At 72.2% G+C, this 20,276-nt stretch carries 13 protein-coding genes; 10 read left to right on the forward strand and 3 right to left on the reverse strand.

Translation table 11 applies throughout. From position 1 onward, the window contains the following. Positions 1-68: 68 nt before the first annotated feature. Positions 69-1,385, reverse strand: coding sequence for an SMI1/KNR4 family protein (locus DMA15_RS26450; RefSeq protein WP_240659937.1), 1,317 nt, complete (start codon positions 1,383-1,385; stop codon positions 69-71). Between the two features lie 119 nt (positions 1,386-1,504). Between DMA15_RS26450 and DMA15_RS26455 the strand changes: the two genes are divergently transcribed. The 7 genes from DMA15_RS26455 (at position 1,505) to DMA15_RS26485 (ending at position 11,345) form a co-directional block, all read left to right on the forward strand. Further along, positions 1,505-3,640 (forward strand): phospholipase C, phosphocholine-specific, encoded by a 2,136-nt coding sequence (locus DMA15_RS26455; protein ID WP_125515257.1) that lies wholly within the window; start codon positions 1,505-1,507, stop codon positions 3,638-3,640. Between the two features lie 213 nt (positions 3,641-3,853). Beyond that, the gene (locus tag DMA15_RS26460; protein WP_125515258.1) at positions 3,854-6,130 is read left to right on the forward strand and encodes an MMPL family transporter; all 2,277 of its coding nucleotides are present in this window, start codon (positions 3,854-3,856) and stop codon (positions 6,128-6,130) included. Next, entirely contained in the window at positions 6,099-6,689 is a 591-nt protein-coding gene (locus tag DMA15_RS26465; protein ID WP_125515259.1) for a GNAT family protein, read from the forward strand. Before DMA15_RS26460 ends, DMA15_RS26465 begins: the two co-directional genes overlap by 32 nt. A gap of 35 nt (positions 6,690-6,724) precedes the next feature. Then, entirely contained in the window at positions 6,725-7,366 is a 642-nt protein-coding gene (locus DMA15_RS26470) for a hypothetical protein (RefSeq protein WP_125515260.1), read from the forward strand. A gap of 223 nt (positions 7,367-7,589) precedes the next feature. After that, a complete protein-coding gene (locus DMA15_RS26475; protein ID WP_125515261.1) occupies positions 7,590-7,769 on the forward strand; it encodes a hypothetical protein in 180 nt (59 codons plus the stop codon). Positions 7,770-7,902: 133 nt separating this feature from the next. After that, complete coding sequence (locus DMA15_RS26480) at positions 7,903-10,989, forward strand: LuxR family transcriptional regulator (RefSeq protein ID WP_125518013.1); 3,087 nt, start codon at positions 7,903-7,905, stop codon at positions 10,987-10,989. Between the two features lie 80 nt (positions 10,990-11,069). Beyond that, positions 11,070-11,345: a DUF6191 domain-containing protein gene (locus tag DMA15_RS26485; RefSeq protein ID WP_125515262.1), complete on the forward strand. Its 276-nt coding sequence runs from the start codon at positions 11,070-11,072 to the stop codon at positions 11,343-11,345. A gap of 1 nt (position 11,346) precedes the next feature. Here DMA15_RS26485 and DMA15_RS26490 read toward each other — a convergent pair whose 3' ends face one another. Further along, complete coding sequence (locus DMA15_RS26490; protein ID WP_164551956.1) at positions 11,347-12,513, reverse strand: PQQ-dependent sugar dehydrogenase; 1,167 nt, start codon at positions 12,511-12,513, stop codon at positions 11,347-11,349. A 74-nt stretch (positions 12,514-12,587) separates the two neighbouring features. After that, a complete protein-coding gene (locus tag DMA15_RS26495) occupies positions 12,588-13,637 on the reverse strand; it encodes an aldo/keto reductase (RefSeq protein WP_125515264.1) in 1,050 nt (349 codons plus the stop codon). Positions 13,638-13,755: 118 nt separating this feature from the next. Between DMA15_RS26495 and DMA15_RS26500 the strand changes: the two genes are divergently transcribed. The 3 genes from DMA15_RS26500 (at position 13,756) to DMA15_RS26510 (ending at position 20,252) form a co-directional block, all read left to right on the forward strand. Then, positions 13,756-14,709 (forward strand): 2-hydroxyacid dehydrogenase, encoded by a 954-nt coding sequence (locus tag DMA15_RS26500; protein ID WP_125515265.1) that lies wholly within the window; start codon positions 13,756-13,758, stop codon positions 14,707-14,709. A 392-nt stretch (positions 14,710-15,101) separates the two neighbouring features. Beyond that, the gene (locus DMA15_RS26505) at positions 15,102-18,170 is read left to right on the forward strand and encodes an EAL domain-containing protein (protein WP_164551832.1); all 3,069 of its coding nucleotides are present in this window, start codon (positions 15,102-15,104) and stop codon (positions 18,168-18,170) included. Positions 18,171-18,404: 234 nt separating this feature from the next. Then, on the forward strand, positions 18,405-20,252 hold the full coding sequence (locus DMA15_RS26510; protein WP_206302843.1) for an acetolactate synthase large subunit: 1,848 nt from the start codon (positions 18,405-18,407) through the stop codon (positions 20,250-20,252). Positions 20,253-20,276: the final 24 nt, after the last annotated feature.

Raw genomic sequence — 20,276 nt, forward strand, 5'->3', positions numbered from 1 at the left:
GAGGGGGCGGCGCACCCGGCAGGGGCGCCGCCCCCTCACCCGTACCCGAAGGCCCGGCGGGATCACGGTCAGCCGGCCCCGCGCGGGCCGAACGGTTCGAAGAACATGTACTCCAACGGGTCCTGGTCCGCGCGCAGCCCGGGGAAGCCGGCGGTGGCCGGGTCGTCGCCGCGCAGCCAGTTCAGCAGGGTCTCGGTGAAGTTCCCCGGCAGCGGCGGGCCTTGGTCGCAGTGGCGCGGATTGACGGCGACGCGCCACTTGTCGGGCTCGCCCTCGGCGCACCAGCCGATCATGTCCCCGTCGATGGTCGAGGCGAACGGCAGGAAGCCGCCGGGCTCGGGCCAGGCGGGCATGGGGTAGTACTCGGGGTGCGCCTCGCGCAGGGTGCGGTAGCCCTCCAGCATCTCCTCGGCGTCGGCCGCGAGCCCGAAGCGGCCGTCCAGGTCCAGGGGGGCGGGCATGTCCAGCCACCAGCTCCAGTTCCCCGCGCCGTACCGCTCGGTGAGGGCGATGAAGTCCGTGGGCAGCCGGGTGCCGAGCCGGGCGAAGACCTGCTCCCAGGTGCCCGTGCCCAGATGGGGTGTCAGGGGCGGGGGTATGAGCGCGGTGACCGCCTCCAGTCCCTCGCCCTCGGTGAGCGCGGAGTGCTGGCGCGCGTCCACATACGTCCCCCGGGGCGGCGGGGCCCAGGGGGCGGCACCGGCCAGCGGCGCCCAGGTGCGGACGGCCGCGCAGCCTCGGACAGCCGCACTGTCGCGGGCAGCTGCGCCGTCTCGGGCATCCGCGCTGTCGCGGACGGCCACCGACAGCACGTCCAGCAGCGGGGCTTCGTACGACACCCACGGCTCGGCCTCGCCGACGGCGATGGACGTGGTCAGGAGCACCACCGGCCACGCGTCCGGGTCCTTCGAGACCGAGGTGTCCCAGAACAGGTGGTCGCCGCCCGCCGTCGTGGCGAGGGCGAGGAGGCCGCCCTCCTCGGGCAGGAAGCGGCGCCGCTCCCGGGTGAACATGCTTGGCCGGATCGCGGAGTGACGGTGCGTCTCGACCACCCAGGCCCCGTACTCATACCGCCCGTCCGCGCTGACGCACGGCGTGTGCAGGCGGACGGCCGCGGCGCCGTGACCCACCTCGACCGGGCCGTACGCCGACACCAGCGCCTTGTAGTCGGCCGGGAGCGGGACTTCGAGCCAGGCTTCCACCGCGGCCCAGTCGACGGCGGGCGCGGCGCCCGGCGGCGGCCCCACCAGGTCCGTGAAAGCGGCGATGCGCGCGGTGATCTCCATGCCTCCGAGGATGGCACCCACCACTGACAACGCCCCCGCGAAGGCGGCGCCGAAGCGGCCCGTCAACGCCCGCGCGGACGGGACCTTTTGGACGTTCACCCCGACTTCGTCCCTCGGCCTTCACAAGGAAACCGGACGTCACTAGCGTCCCCGCCGAACAGGTCAATGGATCACCAGAGGACCATTGGCATTCGGCCAGGACTACTGGGAGGTCGTACGTGACTCCGGAGATATCGCGCAGACGCCTGATGGCGATCGGCGGCGGCGCGCTCGGCGCGGCCGCCGCCGGTTCCTTCCTGCCGCCCTCGCTGCGGGAGGCGCTCGCGCACGAGCCGCCGCGAGGCGGCGGTCTCGACTCGATCGAGCACGTCGTCATCCTGATGCAGGAGAACCGCTCGTTCGACCACTACTTCGGCTCCCTGCGCGGAGTGCGCGGCTTCGGCGACCGCAACGCCATCCGGCTGCCGAGCGGCAAGTCGGTCTTCGAGCAGCCCGGCGTCCTGCGCACCATCCTGCCCTTCCCCGTCCGCGAGGCGGCCAAGGCGCAGAAGAAGGACCTCCAGTACATCGGCGACCTCGACCACTCCTGGAGCGGCGGCGCCAAGGCCTGGCACGACGGCTGGATGGACGGCTGGATCACCGCCAAGACGGCGGCCACGATGGCGTACTACACGCGCGAGGACATCCCGCTGCACTACGAACTCGCCGACACCTTCACCGTCTGCGACGCCTACCACTCCTCCGTCCACACCTCCACCAGCCCCAACCGCAACCACCTGTGGAGCGGCAAGACGGGGTACGAGGCGAACGGCAAGCGGGCCGTCGGCAACGACGCGTACGCCGAGGGCACCCACCCCGGCTACGGCTGGGGCACGTACGCCGAGCGCCTGGAGAAGGCGGGCGTGAGCTGGCGGACGTACACGGAGTGGGAGAACTTCACCGACAACCAGATCGAGTTCTTCACCACCTTCAAGGCCATCGCCCGCAAGGCCCTGGCCAAGACCGGCCTCACCTTCATGGAGGCCTTCTACGCCAAGGTGCGCGACGCCAAGGACGAGGCCGAGCGCGCCAAGCTGCTCGCCGCCCTGGAAGAGGGCGTCGCCACGCTGGACAAGCACGAGCGGTCCCTGTTCGAGCGCGGCCTGCGGCGCGTGCCGACCGGCAGGCTCGCCGAGGAGTTCGCCAAGGACGTGGCGGGCGGCAAGCTGGCGAAAGTCACCTATCTGGTGCCTTCCGCGCTCGACTCCGAGCACCCCAGCGTCTCCTCGCCCATCCACAGCGCGACCATCGTCTACAAGATCCTCGACGCGCTCGCCTCCCACCCCGAGGTGTGGCGCCGTACCGCCGTCTTCATCAACTACGACGAGAACGACGGCTTCTTCGACCACGTCCCGCCGCCCGTGCCCGGCGGCGACTCCGCCGAGGAGCGGGAGGAGCGCTGGGAAGGCAGGCCGACCGGGCTCGGCGTGCGCGTGCCCATGCTCGTCGTCTCGCCGTGGACCGTCGGCGGCTACGTCTGCTCCGAGGTCTTCGACCACACCTCCGTCGTGCGCTTCCTGGAGAAGTGGACCGGCGTCAAGGAGCCCAACATCAGCGCCTGGCGGCGCAAGGTCACCGGCGACCTCACCGGCGCGTTCGACTTCCGGCGCGCGCACCGCCGCCCGGACATCGAACAGCCGGGCGCCATTCCGCCGTTCAGCGGGCGCTGGGCCCCGCAGCCGCCCCTGAAGCAGGCCATGCCGGTCCAGGAGCCGGGTGTCCGGCGCGCCAGGCCGCTGCCGTATCAGCCCGACGCGGACGTGCGGCCCGGCGAGGACGGCACGCTCACGGTGCGGCTGCGCAACGGCGGCAGCTCCAGCGCGCACTTCGCGCTCTACCCCTACGCGGGCGAGTTCCCGGCCCCCCAGCACCAGGACGTCGTGCGCAAGGGCGCGTGGACCGTGCCGGTGCCGGGCGACACGTACGCGTTCACGGTCACCGGGCCGAACGGCTTCCGACGCGAGTTCGAGGGCGGAAAGGGCGCTGAGGGCGGCAAGGGAGAGAAGGGCGGCAAGGACGGCGGTGCGCGGCTCGCCTCCGCGATCACCCGCCGCGAGCTGCACCTCACCCTGGCCAACCGCGGCCGGGCCGAGCTGGTCTTCACCGTCAAGCCGCTCGGATACGTGGACGAAGAGGACATCCGGCGCCGGACCCGTACCGTCCGCGTCAGGGCGGGCAGCAGCCGCACCGTCGCCTGGCGGACCGAGGACGAGCACGGCTGGTACGACATCGAGGTCACCGCCGACCGGGACACCGCGTTCCGCCGCCGCCTCATGGGCCACATCGAGAACGGACGGGCGAGCGTGTCGGGCTGACGCCCGGCGCGTGCCGGTGCGCGGAGGTTCCCCCAGGTACCTCCGCGCACACCTCGGGCCCTTGTGAGTAAGGCCACGAAAGGGACCAAGGATCTCCAGGGGCTGTCAAGGTGTTTATGGCGCATGTCGCCGCTCATGCGTTCTTTGCGGGCTGTTCAGTTGATTCACTGCTGTTCCCGATAAAGATCCACGAATCACCCAGGGAGCCAGTACGTGGGAGCACTCGCACGCTGGTGCGTCAGGCACCGTCTACTCACCGTTCTGCTCTGGCTCCTCGTACTCGGCGGCGCCACGACCGCGGCCACCCTCGCCGGATCCTCGTACTCGAACGACTACGAGGTCCCCGGCACCGAATCCGGCCGCGCGACCCAGCTCCTGGACAAGGGCTTCCACGGCCTCGGCGGCGACAGCGACACCATCGTCTGGCACACCGGCCCCGATGCCACCGGCCCCGCCGCCTCCGTCCGCGCGGCCGACATCGAGCGGACCATGTCCGACACCCTGGACAAGATCGCCGAGCTGCCCGCCGTGGCCTCCGTGACCAGCCCCTACGACCGCGAGGGCGCGGGCCGGATCAGCCAGGACGGCCGCACCGCCTACGCCACCGTCACCTTCCGCGAGCAGGCCGACGAGATCGCCGAGGCCGACGCCCGGGCCGTCGTCGACACCGCCAAGGCCGCCGAATCGGAGGGGCTCCAGGTCGAGCTGGGGGGCACCGCCATCGCGCTCACGGAGTCCAAGAGCGCCAAGGTCGCCGAGATCGTCGGGGTCGCCGTCGCCGCCGTCGTCCTCTTCGTGGCCTTCGGCTCGCTCGCCGCGGCCGCCCTGCCCATCGCCACCGCGCTGGTCTCCGTCGGCATCGCGTACGCGGGCATAGTGCTGCTCGGCCACCTGATGACCGTCGCGGACTTCGCGCCGATGCTCGGCACCCTGATCGGCCTCGGCGTCGGCATCGACTACGCCCTGTTCATCGTGACCCGGCACCGCAAGGGCCTCAAACGCGGCCTGCCCGTCGCCGAGGCCGCCGAGCGGGCGGTGGCCACCACCGGGCGCGCCGTCGTCTTCGCGGGCGCCACCGTCTGCATCGCCCTGCTCGGGATGCTCATCCTGCGCCTCGGCTTCCTCAACGGCGTGGCGATCGCCGCCTCGCTGACCGTCGTCCTCACCGTCGCCGCCTCCGTGACCCTGCTGCCCGCGCTGCTCTCCTGGATCGGGCCGCGCGCCCTGAGCCGCCGCGAACGCCGCCGCCTCGCCGCACACGGGCCCGAACCGGAGCTGCCGACCGGGTTCGCCGCCCGCTGGGCCGCCTTCGTGGAGCGCCACCCCAAGCTCCTCGGCGGCATCGCGGTGCTCGTCATGGCCGTGCTCGCGCTGCCCGCCCTCGCCCTCCACCTGGGCACCTCCGACCAGGGCAACAACCCCGCGACCGCCACCACCCGGCAGGCCTATGACCTGCTCGCCGACGGCTTCGGCCCCGGCGTCAACGGCCCCCTGACACTGGTCAGCGAGGTCTATGGCGCGGGCGACCGCAACGCCCTCGACGACCTGGGCACGGCACTGAAGTCGACCGAGGGCGTCGCGTCCGTCAGCCCGGTGACGTACGACGAGAACGGCCGCACCGCCTTCCTCACCGTCGTGCCCGACTCCTCCCCGCAGTCCGAGGCGACCAGCGACCTCGTCGACCGGCTGCGCGAGGACGTGCTGCCCGCGGCCGAGGCGGACAGCTCCCTGGACGTGGCGGTCGGCGGCGTCACCGCGAGCTACGACGACTTCGCGGAGATCATCATCGGGAAGCTGCCGCTCTTCGTGGGCGTCGTCATCGGGCTTGGCTGCGTCCTGCTCCTGCTCGCCTTCCGCTCCGTCGGCATCCCGCTCAAGGCCGCCGTGATGAACGTCGCCGCCGTCGCCTCCGCGTTCGGGATCGTCGTCGCGATCTTCCAGTGGGGCTGGGGGAGCGAGCTGCTCGGGCTCGGTGCGGCCGGGCCCATCGAGCCCTTCCTGCCCGTGATCATGGTCTCCGTCCTCTTCGGGCTCTCCATGGACTACCAGGTCTTCCTGGTCAGCCGGATGTACGAGGAGTGGCTGGAGACCGGCGACAACCGGCGGGCCGTGCGGGTCGGCCTCGCCGAGACCAGCCGCGTGATCAACTCCGCGGCCGTGATCATGATTTCGGTCTTCCTCGCCTTCGTCCTCAGCGGCGACCGCGTCATCGCGATGTTCGGCATCGCCCTCGCGGCGGCCGTCGCGCTCGACGCCTTCGTCCTGCGGACCCTGCTCGTGCCCGCCCTCATGCACCTGCTCGGCGGCGCCAACTGGTGGCTGCCGAAAGGCCTCGACCGCGTGCTGCCCCGCATCAGCATCGAGCCCCCCGAATGTCGCTCGAATGTGCGCGACGGGCGTGCGAAGATCCCCGGGCGTCGGGACACAGACGCGGACGCTAGTGGGCTGAAGGAGCGGGATGTTCGCGATATCGCTGGCCGAGGGCGCTGAGCTGCGGCCGATCGAACCGTGGCAGGCGGCGGAGTTCATCGAGCACGTCGACCGGGCGCGTGAGTACGCCGGGCCGTGGGTGCCCTTGACCGTGGCCGTGAAGGACCTGGAGACGGCGCGGAGCTTCCTGCGCACGTACGCGGAGAAGGCGGCCTCCGACACCGGGCGCCTCTACGGCATCTGGCTCGACGGCACACTCGTCGGCGGCGTCCTCTTCCGGATCTTCGACACGAGCACCGACTGCTGCGAGATCGGCGTCTGGCTCGAACCGTCGGCCACCGGGCGCGGGCTCGTGAACAAGGCCTCGCGGACCCTCATCGACTGGGCGGTCGAACAGCGCGGCATGCACCGCGTGGAGTGGCTGGTCTCGTCCCGCAACGACCGCAGCAAGGTCACCGCCCAGCGGCTCGGCTTCACCAAGGACGGCGTGCTGCGGGAGAGCTTCCCCTGGCAGGGGGTGCGGCACGACATGGAGGTCTGGTCCGTCCTCGCTCCGGAGTGGCGGGCGGCGAGGGACGCGGCCTCGCCCGCGGACGCGTGGGCTGAGACGGCTCGTTAAGACAGCTCTCAGACTCCGTCCGTACGGTGCGGCGCATGGGTACTGAGACGAAGGACGCGGCCGGGGCCAAGGATGCCGCCGGGACCGAGGAAGTGACCGGGGCCGAAGAAGTGACCGGGACCGAGGAGCCGGCGCCGGCGAAGGCGTCCAAGGTCGACGTCACGAAGGACGCGGAGGGCACCGGGGACGGCACCGACGCCGCGGCCGACGCGGAGCTGACCGACGAGGAGGACGACGACATCGAGGCGGCCGACGCCTCAGCGGCAGGGCCCGTCACGTCCGCCGGGGTCGGCCAGGGCGCGGGCGCCGTCGTCTCCGTCGCGCTCGGCGTCATCGGCCTCTCCGGCGGCTGGCTCGGCACGGTCGCCGCGGCCCGCGAGAACCTCTACGGGCAGATGGAGACCTCGCAGACGGCAGGCGCCGCCAAGACGATCGAGGCCCTGTACGGCGACTCGTGGAAGGCGACCGCGCTGATCGCGGGCGTCTTCGCGCTCGCCGCCCTGATCGCCGGTTTCGTGGTCCTGGTCAGGCCCGCCTTCGGCGCCCCCGGCCAGGAGCAGGCGCCCTGGATCAAGTCCGTGGCGTGGGCGGGTGTCGTGCTCGGCGTGATCGGGCTGATCCTCGCCGTCGCCAAGTACTCGGACCTGCTGCTCTCCCTCCCGTCGGCACCTTCCTGAGGCATCGCGTACGTAGACAGGGCAGGGGTAAGGCAGGGGCGGGTCAGGGGCTAAGGCCCCCGGCCCGCCCCTCGTCGTACCTAAGGCCCCCGGCCCCCCGGAGATCCGCAACTCGACCGATGTGGGGGACCCCCCTGGGAGACGAGAGTGGAGTCATCGCAGAGAGCGATGGCACCACCCGCCACTGAGAGAACACAGGCTCAGAGAACCCGAGGGGCAGAAGATGTTCGAGTACGAGATGCACCAGATGCGCGCCGCCGACCTCGTCCGGGAGGCCGACCGCCGCCGCCTGATCCGCGAGGCCCGCGGCAACCGCGCCGCCGCCCGCCGCTCCGGCCGCGACAAAACGGAAGGGCGGGTGAGCGCGCCCCTGTGGAAGTCCCGCTTCACACGGGCCGCCTGAGGTGAACGGGCCCGCCCCGGCGTCCGCACCGCACCCGCGCGGTCGGACGCCGGGGGCCCCGCGGCGGCCGAAAAGGCCCCTGGCCTGGACCACCGCACCGAAATTGACCGCCCCGACCTCCCCACACTGTGCGATGCTCGCGGGCGTGCAGACCAGGTCCGTCAGTCCCGTGTTCGTCGGCCGCGCCGACGAACTGGCCATACTGAACGAAGCGCTCGACCGTGCCACGGGCACCCCGCTCTCAGGAGCCGGGGCCCCGGGCACGGGCGAGCCGCAGGCGTTGTTGCTCGGCGGTGAGGCAGGCGTCGGCAAGACCCGCCTCATCGAGGAGTTCACCGAAGCCGCCGAGAAGCGGGGCGCCGTCGTCGCGCTCGGCGGCTGCGTGGAGATCGGCGCCGACGGCCTGCCGTTCGCCCCCTTCTCCACCGCCCTGCGCGCCCTGCGCCGCCAACTGCCCGACGAACTGGCCGCCGCAGCGGCGGGGCAGGAGGAGGAACTCGCCCGGCTCCTGCCCGAACTGGCCGGCGCGGCCCCGCGCCCCACCGGCCCCGGCGGCAGATCCGACGAACAGGACATGGCACGGCTCTTCGAGCTGACCGCCCGCCTCCTGGAACGCCTCTCCCGCGAACGCACGGTCGTCGTCGCCCTGGAGGACCTGCACTGGGCCGACGCCTCCACCCGCCACCTCCTCGCCTACCTCTTCCGCACCCTGCGCGGCGGCCGCCTCGTCCTCCTCGCCACCTACCGCGCCGACGACATCCACCGCCGCCACCCGCTGCGCCCCCTGCTCGCCGAACTCGACCGGCTGCGCACGGTGCGGCGCCTGGAACTCGGCCGCTTCAGCAGGGACGAAGTCGCCCGCCAGATGGCCGGGATATTCGCCGCCGAGCCCGAACAGTCCCTGGTGGACGAGGTATTCGACCGATCCGACGGCAACGCCTTCTTCGTCGAGGAACTCGCCGTCGCCACCCACGGCGGCAGCTGCGCGGGCCTCACCGACTCGCTGCGCGACCTGCTCCTCGTACGCGTCGAGGAACTGCCCGAGGACACCCAGCGCGTGGCACGGATCGTCGCGGAGGGCGGCTCCACCGTCGAGTACGAACTCCTCGCCGAGGTCGCCGGGCTCGGCGAGGACGACCTGATCGAGGCGTTGCGGGCCGCCGTCGGCGCCAACATCCTGCTCGCCTCGCCCGAGGGCGACGGCTACCGCTTCCGGCACTCCCTGGTCCGCGAGGCCATCAGCGACGACCTGCTGCCCGGCGAACGCTCCCGCATCAACCGCCGCTTCGCCGAGGCCCTGGAGGCCGACCCCGGCCTCGTCGCCGCCGACCAGCGCGCCGCCCGCCTCGCCACCTACTGGTACTACGCGCACGACGCGGCCAAGGCCCTGCCCGCCGTCCTCAGAGCCTCCGTCGAGGCCCGCCACCGGCACGCCTACGCCGAGCAACTGCGCCTCCTGGAACGGGCGATGGAGCTGTGGGACGACGCCCCCGACGGCGTCCGCGCGGAACTGCGCCCCGCCGACTACGTCGAGGGCTACCCCGACTGCGACAGCTGCGACCCCACCACCGCCCCGCTGAGCTATCTGGACCTGATGGCCGAGGCCACCGTCGCCGGACGGCTCTGCGGCGAACGCGACCGCGCCCTGAAGAGCACCAAGCGCGCCCTGCGCCTCCTGGAGGGCGAGGACGCCCCCCTGCGCTCCGCCTGGTTCTGGGTCCAGCGCTCCCGCCTCGTCTCCACCCTCGGCCGCGGCGACGGCTGGGCCGAGATCGCCAAGGCCCAGGAGCTGATGCGCGGCCTGCCGCCCTCCGAAGTGCACGCGGACGTACTCGTCCACCGCGCCTCCTGGGGGATGCTGCACGACCCGGGCCCCGACACCATGGCCGCAGCCGAACGCGCGGTCGAGTACGCCCGCATGGTCAAGGCCGACACCATCGAGCTGAACGCCCGCCTCACCCGCGGCAACCTCCTCATAGAAGCGGGCGACCCGGAGACCGGCCTCGCCGAGATGTACGAGGTCAGGGACCGCGTCGTCGAACAGGGCCTGGTCGCCGACCTCAGCCGCGCCCACATCAACCTCCCCTCCGCCCTCGAAGGGGTCGGCCGTTCCGCCGAGGCCGTGAAGGTCGCGATGGAGGGCATCGAGTTCTGCCGGAAATACGGCCTGATGGACACCGAGGGCTGGGTCTGGGCCAACGCCTGCGAGTCCTTCCTCTCCCTCGGCCGCTGGGAGGAGGCCACCGAGGCCGCCGTCCAGACCCAGCGCTGCGTACAGAGTTCAAAGCCGCGGGGCTCCGCCGAGCAGTGCATGGCGCGCATGGCCCTCTGCCGCGGCGACCACGACGCCGCGACCCGCCACCTCCAGGCCGCCCACCACCACTACGGCACCCACGACCCGCAGCCGCAGTACACCCTGCCGCTGGCCCGCATCGCCGTCGGCATCGCCGCGGCAGAGGGCCGCGTCCTGGACGGCCGCGCCGAGGTCGAACGCCACCTCGCCTCCGGGCTCCCCTTCGGCACCTACCGGCACGGCTGGCCGCTGCTGCTCGCCGCCGCCGCGATGGAGGCCGACGCCCGCGGCCTGCCCGCCGCCGAGGAAGGCCGCCCCGCCGCCCTCGCACGCATCCGCGCGGTGACCAAGTCCCTCGCCACGCCGATCCCGCTCTGGCGCGCCTACGACGCGTGGACCCGCGCCGAACTGCTGCGCGCCGAGGGCCGCGACGGCCCCGCCGACTGGACCGCCGTGGTCACCGCCGTCGAACCCCTGGACCGGCCCTACGAACTCGCCCTCGCCCGCCTGCGCCTCGCCGAGGCGCTCCTCGCCCCGGACGGCACCGACCGCGACCGCGCCGCCCACCTGCTGCGCCAAGCGGCCGAGGAGGCCGAGCGGCTGGGTGCGCGGCCCCTCACCGAGTCGATCACCGGGCTCGCCCAGCGGGCCCGCCTCACCCTGCACCCCGCCGAGGGCACACCCGCCCCCGCCGCCCCGGCCGACCCCGCCGAGGCGCTCGGTCTGACCAGCCGGGAGCGGGACGTCCTGCGCCTGGTGGCGGTGGGCCGCAGCAACCGCCAGATCGCCGAGGAGCTGTTCATCTCCCCGAAGACGGCGAGCGTCCACGTCTCCAACATCCTCGCCAAGCTCTCCGTCACCGGCCGGGGCGAGGCCGCCGCCCTGGCCCACCGGCTGCGGCTCTTCCCGCCCGCGAGCCGCGGCTGACCTGCGCCTCTTCGCTCCCGGCCCGTTTCGTGGGGCCTCACTTACGCTTGACGGCAGGAACTCGGCCCCAGGGAGGCGCAGTGTTCAACGCGATAGAGGCTCTGTTCGCACCGGGGCGCAAGCACACCGACGACGAGCAAAAGCGTCTGGAGATGACCCGCGTCGACCTCGCCGACGGTGACCCCGGGCGGGGGCCGATAGACCTGACGTCGGGCAAGGTGGTCGTGCGCCCAGCCGTGCGCCCCCCGGTCCCGTCGCCCCGCGGCGACGAGGGTTCTGGTTCCGACGAGGCCTCTGGTTCCGACGAGGGTTCTGGTTCGGATGAGGCGCCGCGTTCCCGCGACGCCGACGGCTGACCTACTTGACCTCCACCTCCAGGATCTTGTCGTCCCCCTTCTCGGGAGTCCCCCGCGAGTCCGTCTCGTTCGTGACCAGCCACAGCTTGTCGCCGCCCGCCGCGAGCACCGTGCGCAGCCGGCCGTGGTCGCCCTTCAGGAAGGCCTGCGGCTTCGGATCGCCCGCCACGCCCCGGACCGGGACGCGCCACAGCCGCTCGCCGCGCAGCCCCGCCATCCAGACCGAGCCCTCGGCGTAGGCGACGCCGCTCGGTGACGCCTCGGCGGTGCGCCACTGGGCGACCGGGTCGCGGAAGCCCTCCTCGCCCGCCTTGCCCTCGGCCTTCGGCCAGCCGTAGTTCTCCCCGGCCTTGATCTCGTTCAGCTCGTCCCAGGTGTCCTGGCCGAACTCCGAGGCCCACAGCCTCTTCTGCTCGTCCCAGGCGAGGCCCTGCACATTGCGGTGGCCCAGCGAATACACGGGCGAGCCCTCGAAGGGGTTGTCGGGGGCGGGCTCCCCGTCCGGGGTCAGCCGCAGGATCTTGCCGCCCAGAGACTTCTTGTCCTGCGAGAGGCCCGTCTCGCCCGTCTCGCCCGCGCCCGCGTACAGCATCTTGTCGGGGCCGAAGGCGATCCGGCCACCGTTGTGGATCATGCCTTTGGGGATGCCCTTGAAGACCGTGTCGGGCGCGCCGAGCTGCTCCCCGGAGGGCTTCTTCTCGTCGTACAGCATGCGGGCGACGCGGTTGTCGGACTCCGTCGTGAAGTACGCGTACACCATGTGGTCCGAGGCGTACGAGGGGGAGAGCGCGAGGCCCATCAGGCCTCCCTCGCCGCCGGGGGAGACGCCGGGCACCTCGCCCAGCTCCGTCTTCTTGCCCGTCGTGCCGTCGACACGGGTGATCGTGCCCTCGTCGCGCGAGGAGACCAGGAGGTCCCCGCCGGGCAGCGCGGCGAGGCCCCAGGGGGACTTGAGGCCGGTGGTGAGGGTGCGGGTGACCTTCGCCGAGCCCTTCTGCGGCGGGGGCTCGGCGCCCGGCTTCCCGGTGGGGGACTCGCTCGCGCTCTCCCTCTTCGAGGGGCTCTCGCGGTTGTCCGGCTCGTCCGAGCCGCCGGACGAACATCCGGCCGCGAGGGCCAGGACGACGGCGGTCAACACGGCCGTGACTACAGGTCGTTGCACGATCAGGATCCCTTCGACGCAGCGCTTCTCCTGTTCATACAGCGCTTGTCCTGTTCATACACCGCCCGCGCCCCGCGCGCTCAGTCCCACGACCCCAACGCCGCCGGCAGCGCGTCGATCTCCGCCAGGTCCACCCCGGTCAGCCGCACCGCCGCCGCCCCGGCGTTCTCCACCGCCCAGCGCTCCCGCTTGGCCCCCGGTATCGGTACCACATGCCGTCCCTGGGCGAGCACCCACGCCAGCGCGATCTGCGCGGGCGTCGCCCCGTGCCGTTCCGCCACCCGGCGCAGCCCCACCACGAGCGGCTGGTTGGCCGCCATCATCTCGGCGGTGAAGCGGGGGTGCCGGGCCCGCAGATCGTCCGGTTCGAAGCCCTGGCCGGGCGTCAGCGTCCCGGTGAGGAAACCATTCCCCAGCGGCATCGCCGCGAGGAAGCCCACCCCGCGCGCCACGCACCACGGCAGCAGCGCCTCCAGCGCCTCCGGCGACCACACCGACAGCTCGGCCTCCACCGCGCTCACCGGAAAGACCTGCTGCACCCGCTCCAGCTGCCGCAGCGTCACATCATGCAGCCCGGACCCGGTCCCAGGCCCTGGATTCGCCCCGGGCCGCCCCGGCGCCGCACGCCGTCGAGCCCGGGCGCCTACCGCGCAGAGCCCAAGAGCCCGCACCTTCCCGGCGGCGACCAGCTCGGCCATCGCGCCCCACGTCTCCTCGATGGGCACCTCGGGGTCGGCGCGATGCAGCTGGTACAGGTCTATCGTCTCGGTCTGGAGGCGCCGCAGCGAGGCGTCGCAGGCCCGCTTCACATAGCCGGGGCGGCCGTTGGCGACGATGTGCTGCTCACCCACGAGCAGCCCGCACTTCGTCGACACGAACGCCTCCCCGCGCCGCTCCTTGAGCACCCGGCCGACCAGCAGCTCATTGGTGAACGGCCCGTACATGTCCGCGGTGTCCAGCAGCGTCACCCCCGGGCCGGCGGCACCCGTGGCGTCCAACGCGGCGTGCACGGTGCGCAGCGACGCGTCGCCGCGCTGCCGCGACCCGGTGTACGCCCAGGTCATCGGCATGCAGCCGAGTCCGACGGCACCCACTTCGAGCGCCCCCGCGCCGATCGTCCTGCGCTCCACCTGGCCGTACCCTCCCACTCCTCGTCCGGAGATCACCCAAACTAACCGCTGCCTTCCCGGGCCCCGGGCGCGGCCTCCCCGCGGCCCCATGTGAGCTGGTCGTATTAGCCTCCAGAGCATGACGACAGATGTATGGCTTCCGTTCGAAGCGGACGAGATCGACGGCTTGCCCGAGGCGTCTGGGGCGGGCCTCAACTACCGCTACTGGGACGGTGGTCCGGACTTCCCCGCGGACCCGGCCGACTGCGTCTTCTACGTGGTGCCCTATCTGAAGAGCGCCGAGGTCTCCGTGCGCCCCCTGCCCGCGATGACGTCACTGCGCGTCGTGCAGACGCTGACGGCGGGCATCGACCACATGGACTCGGGGCTCGGGTTCCTCGCGCCGGGTGTGCGGTTGTGCAACGCGCGCGGAGTGCACGAGGCGAGCACCGCCGAGCTGGCCCTCGGGCTGATCCTGGCGTCGCTGCGGGGCATTCCGGGCTTCGTCGAGGGGCAGCGGCGTCAGGAGTGGCGCTCGGGGTTCTATCCGGCGCTCGCCGACAAGTCCGTGCTCATCGTGGGTTACGGCTCGGTCGGTTCGGCCATCGAGGACAGGCTCGCCCCCTTCGAATGTGCGCGGGTGGCGCGCGTCGCGCGCTCTGCCCGTGCCACGGAGCGCGGCCCCGTGCACCCGCTCGCCGAACTGCCGGCCCTGCTGCCCGACGCCGACGTCGTCGTGGTCTCGACGCCCCTCACCGAGGACACCCGCGGCCTGGTGGGCGCCGGGTTCCTGGCCCGCATGAAGGACGGCGCGCTGCTCGTGAACGTCGGCCGCGGCCCCGTGGTCGACACCGACGCCCTCGTCGCCGAACTGACGTCCGGGCGCATCACCGCCGCACTCGACGTGACCGACCCGGAACCGCTGCCCGCGGGTCATCCCTTGTGGCACGCTCCAGGAGTGCTCATCAGCCCGCACGTGGGCGGCTCCTCGTCCGCGTACCTGCCCCGCGCCCGCCGTCTGCTCGCCGCGCAACTGACCAGATACGCCGCCGGAAAGCCCCTCGACAACGTCGTCCGGATCACCGGCAGTTGATCGCCCGGAGCCGTTTTGCGCACGCTCCGCACTCGAATGCGTGCGCCCCGTGTCCACTTCACCCTTGATCGTCACGGAGCGTAGAGAGGCTATGTCCCTGAGTGACGACCCTGGTGTATCGTCCCGACAGGGGACGCGCCGTGGACCATGCGGCGCCGGGGACGAGAGATCAGACTGCGAGGGGGGCGACGGGCGATGTATGGCCTATGGGCGGACGATCCGACGCGGCGGGACAGTCGCCGCCGACTCCCGCGCACACCGATCCACGGACATGGGGACGGGCACGGCGGGAGCCCCACGAGCGGGCGTCACCGCCCCCCGAAGCGACGGTACGGGCCCGGTCGGTGCCCGTACCGCACGGACACGGGGGCGGCGCGGACCAGGGACCTCCGGTGAGCGCCCCGCCGGCCACCACCGTCCTCGAAGCGGGCCTGCCCGCGGCGCCGCCGCCCCCGAGGACGCCGTCGGCCCGCCGCCCCCTGCCGGGTGGCCGCGGCCTCACCTCCCAGCTCGCACTGCTGCTCATCTGCGGTGCGTACGCCCTGGGCTCCGCGCTCGGCTGGGGTTCTGACCGACTCGCCCTGATCATGGGCGACTTCGGTCTCAGCATCGCCGCCGCGGCCGCCGCGGTCTCCTGCTTCTGCTACTCCCGCACGCGCCGCAGTCGCTTTCGACCCGCGTGGCTGCTCTTCGCGTTCTCCTCCGCCATGGCGGCCCTCGGCAACGGCGTGTGGGGGTGGTACGAAGTCGTGCTCGACCAGAAGGTGCCGAGCCCCGGCCTCGCCGACCTGTTCTTCCTGTGCTTCGCGCCGCCCGCCATCATCGGCCTGCTCGTGCTCGCCAAGCGGCCGGTGACCAAGGCGGGCTGGGGCTGCCTCGCCCTCGACTCCTGGCTGATCGGGGGCTCGCTCCTCACGCTCTCCTGGAGCCTCGCCCTCACGCACAACGCGCAGTTCCAGGGGCGCTCCGTCGCCCACGCCGCGTACTCGCTCGCCTATCCGCTCCTCGACATCGCGCTGGTCAGCATGGTCCTCGCGCTACACTTCAGAAGGTCGTCCGCCAACCGCACCGCGGTGAACACCGCGATCGGCGCGCTGGCCCTGACCGTGATGTGCGACGCGCTGTTCACCTCGCCGCTGCTGCACAACACCTACAGCTCCGGCCAGCTCCTCGACGCCGGGTGGTTCGCGGGCTCGCTGCTCCTGGCGTACGCCCCCTGGGCCGCGCCGTGGCACGCGGGCGAGGGAGGGGACCAGGACCACGCGCGCGTGGCGGCCGACAGCGACCCGGTGGAGGCGCGATCCGCGACCACCCGGCCGATCGCCGGATCTCTGGCGGCCCTGACGCCGTATCTCGCCGCCGCCGTCTGCACCCTGGGGATCCTCTACAACGTCCTCAGCGGCCGCAGCGTCGACCGCGTCGTGCTCTTCACGGCGGGCACCGTCGTACTCGCCCTCGTCGCGCGCCAGGGCATCATGCTCCTGGACAACATCACCCTCACCCAGGAGCTGGCCCAGAAGGAGAACCACTTCCGCTCCCTGGTCCAGGGTTCGAGCGACGTCATCATGATCGCCGCGCCGAACGGCATCCTGCGCTACGTGAGCCCGGCCGCCGCCGGGGTCTACGGCCGCGATGCCGAGGAGCTGGTCGGCTCCGAACTAGCCTCGCTCATACACCCGGAGGACCTCGGCCGGGTCGTCCACGAGGTCCGCAGGTTCCTCGCCGCCAGCCCCGTCGAAGAGACCACCACCCGCATCGAATGCCGCTTCCGGTCCGGCAACGGCGACTGGCTGAACGTGGAATCCACCGTCAACCGCCACCACGGCGGCCTCATCTTCAACAGCAGGGACGTCACCGAACGGGTCCGCCTCCAGGCGCAGTTGCAGCACAACGCCGAGCATGACCCGCTCACCGACCTGCCCAACCGCGCCCTGTTCACCCGGCGCGTCAGCCAGGCGCTGACCGGCCGCAGAGTGACCGACCGCGGCACGGCCGTGCTCTTCATCGACCTCGACGGCTTCAAGGCCGTCAACGACACCATCGGCCACCAGGCCGGTGACGAACTGCTCATCCAGGCGGCGCGCAGACTTCAGGAGGCGGTGCGTTCGGGCGACACCGCCTCCCGGCTCGGCGGCGATGAGTTCGCGGCTCTCATCGTCGGCGACGGCACAAGGGACCAGGCCGCCAGGGAACAGCACATCTACGAACTCGCCGACCGGCTGAGAATCACCCTCTCCCAGCCCTACGCCATCGACGGCAACGACGTGCGCGTCGCGGCCTCCATCGGCGTGGCCTTCGCCGAACCGGGCATCGGAGCGGGCGAGCTGCTGCGCAACGCCGACCTCGCGATGTACCGCGCCAAGGCCGCGGGCAAGGGCCGCGTCGAGCTGTACGCCCCCCAGATGCAGGCCGACGTCGTCCGCAAGGCGGAGCTGGCCACCCGGCTGCGCTCGGCCCTGCACGACGGTGAGTTCGCGCTGCTCCACCAGCCCGTCGTCTCCCTCGACGACGGCCGGATCACGGCGGTCGCCGCGCAGGCCCGCTGGCGCTCGGCGCAGGGCATCCTCTTCACGCCCGCCGAGTTCCTGCGGGTCTCCGAGGCCGGGGGCGGCAGGGACGGCGGGAACGGCAAGGAGGGCGACCGCGCGGCCGAGCTGGGCCGCTGGATGCTCGAAGCGGCCGTCGAGCAGGCCGCCGAGCGCGGCCGCAACGGCCACGCGGTGCCGGTGACCGTCCGCATGAGCGCCCGGCGCCTCCTGGACCGCTCCATGCCCCTCGGCTCCATCGAGGCGCTCCTGACCCGGCACGGGCTGCCCTCCGGAGGGCTCATCATCGAGCTGGCCGACAGCGACCCCCGGGTCTCCCTGGACGAGCTGGAGCGCCGTCTCACGGCCCTGCGCAGACTCGGCGTACGGATCGCCCTCGACGGCTTCGGCAGCGGCTACGCGGCGATCACGGCGCTGCGCCGGCTCCCGGTCGACGTACTGAAGCTGGACCGCGGCCTGGTCGAGGGCGTCGTCGAGTCCGCGCGGCTGAACAAGATCACCGCGGGGCTGCTGCGCATCGCGAACGACCTCGGTCTCGTCTCCGTGGCCGACGGCGTCGACCTGCCCGAACAGGTGCTCGCCCTGCGCGCCATGGGCTGCACGCACGGGCAGGGCGTCGCGTTCTCCGGGCCGCTCGACGAGTACCGGCTGCGCAGGGCGCTCGCGCTCGGCGAGTACCCCGTACCGCGCGGCCCGGCCGAGCCGGTCCTCGCGGGCGGGCCTTCGGGGACGTACGCGACAGGGTCCGCGGCGACGTACGCGACGGGGTCCTCGGCGGCGTACACGGCGGGTGCCCCCGGGGCCTACGCGAGCGGGCCCCCGGGGGCGTACGCCAGTGCGCCTCCCGGGACGTATCTGGGCAGCCCCTCGTCCTACGCCCGTTCACATAATGAGACCCCCATCCCACCTACTTGACAGGCACTGCGTGCCGGGGGGAGGGTCAATGCCATGCGCACCCGAATTCTCGTACTTGGAAAGCGCGTCGGCTGAAGCTGGGACCTACCGGTCCGAAGACCGGATCCCCAGCGACCGCACCCGGCGCGCTCCCCTCGCTTGCCTCACGGCACGAGGGGTTTTTTGTTGCACTGGCACCCGCCAAAACCCTGCGAAACCCCCGCGAAAACCCTCAGCTTCGAGAAGAGAATGCCGATGACCGAGCAGGCCACCGGGGCCCACCATCCGCAGCCGCGGCCCCGATCCTCAGGACAGCAGTCCGCCCCCGTCGAGCACGTCACGGGCGCGCAGTCCCTCATTCGTTCTCTCGAGGAAGTCGGGGCCGACACGGTGTTCGGCATCCCCGGCGGCGCCATCCTTCCCGCGTACGACCCGATGATGGACTCCACCCGGGTCCGCCACGTCCTGGTCCGCCACGAGCAGGGCGCGGGCCACGCCGCCACCGGGTACGCCCAGGCCACCGGCAAGGTCGGCGTCTGCATGGCGACGAGCGGCCCCGGCGCCACCAACCTCGTCACGCCGATCGCCGACGCCCACATGGACTCCGTCCCGATGGTCGCGATCACGGGGCAGGTGGCCTCCAAGGCGATCGGCACGGACGCCTTCCAGGAGGCGGACATCGTCGGCATCACGATGCCCATCACCAAGCACAACTTCCTGGTCACCAAGGCCGAGGACATCCCGCGCACCATCGCCGAGGCCTTCCACATCGCCTCGACGGGCCGCCCGGGCCCGGTCCTCGTGGACATCGCGAAGGACGCGCTCCAGGCGCAGACGACGTTCTCCTGGCCGCCGCAGCAGGACCTGCCCGGCTACCGGCCGGTGACCAAGCCGCACGCCAAGCAGATCCGCGAGGCCGCCAAGCTCATCACCGCGGCCAGGCGCCCGGTCCTGTACGTCGGCGGCGGCGTCCTCAAGGCCCGGGCCACCGCCGAGCTGAAGGTCCTCGCCGAGCTGACCGGAGCGCCCGTCACCACCACCCTGATGGCGCTCGGCGCCTTCCCCGACAGCCACCCGCTGCACGTGGGAATGCCGGGCATGCACGGTGCGGTCACCGCCGTCACCGCGCTGCAGAAGGCCGACCTGATCGTCGCCCTCGGTGCCCGCTTCGACGACCGCGTCACCGGCAAGCTGGACAGCTTCGCCCCCTTCGCGAAGATCGTCCACGCCGACATCGACCCGGCCGAGATCGGCAAGAACCGCGCCGCCGACGTGCCGATCGTCGGCGACGCCCGCGAGGTCATCGCCGACCTCGTCCAGGCCGTCCAGGCCGAGCACACCGAGGGCCACACCGGCGACTACTCCGCCTGGTGGAACGACCTCAACCGCTGGCGCGAGACCTACCCCCTCGGCTACACCCAGCCGGAGGACGGCTCGCTCTCCCCGCAGCAGGTCATCGAGCGCGTCGGCCAGCTGGCCCCGGAGGACACGATCTTCGCGGCGGGCGTCGGCCAGCACCAGATGTGGGCCGCGCACTTCATCCAGTACGACAAGCCGGCGACCTGGCTCAACTCCGGCGGCGCCGGGACGATGGGCTACGCGGTCCCGGCCGCGATGGGCGCCAAGGCCGGCCAGCCCGGCCGCACGGTCTGGGCGATCGACGGCGACGGCTGCTTCCAGATGACCAATCAGGAGCTGACCACCTGCGCCCTGAACAACATCCCGATCAAGGTCGCCATCATCAACAACGGCGCCCTCGGGATGGTCCGCCAGTGGCAGACGCTCTTCTACAACCAGCGTTACTCCAACACCGTCCTGCACAGCGGCCCCGAGGACATCGGTCCCAACAAGGGCACCCGCGTCCCGGACTTCGTGAAGCTCTCCGAGGCCATGGGCTGTGTGGCGCTGCGCTGTGAGCGCCCCGAGGACCTGGACAAGGTCATCGCCGAGGCCAACGCCATCAACGACCGCCCGGTCGTCGTCGACTTCATCGTCCACGAGGACGCCCAGGTCTGGCCGATGGTCGCCGCCGGCACCTCGAACGACGAGGTCATGGCCGCCCGCGGGGTCCGCCCCGACTTCGGCGACAACGAAGACGACTGAGACCGAGAGCGAAAGAGAGACCAC

The organism is Streptomyces sp. WAC 01529, assembly GCF_003945545.1.
GTDB lineage: Bacteria > Actinomycetota > Actinomycetes > Streptomycetales > Streptomycetaceae > Streptomyces > Streptomyces anatolicus.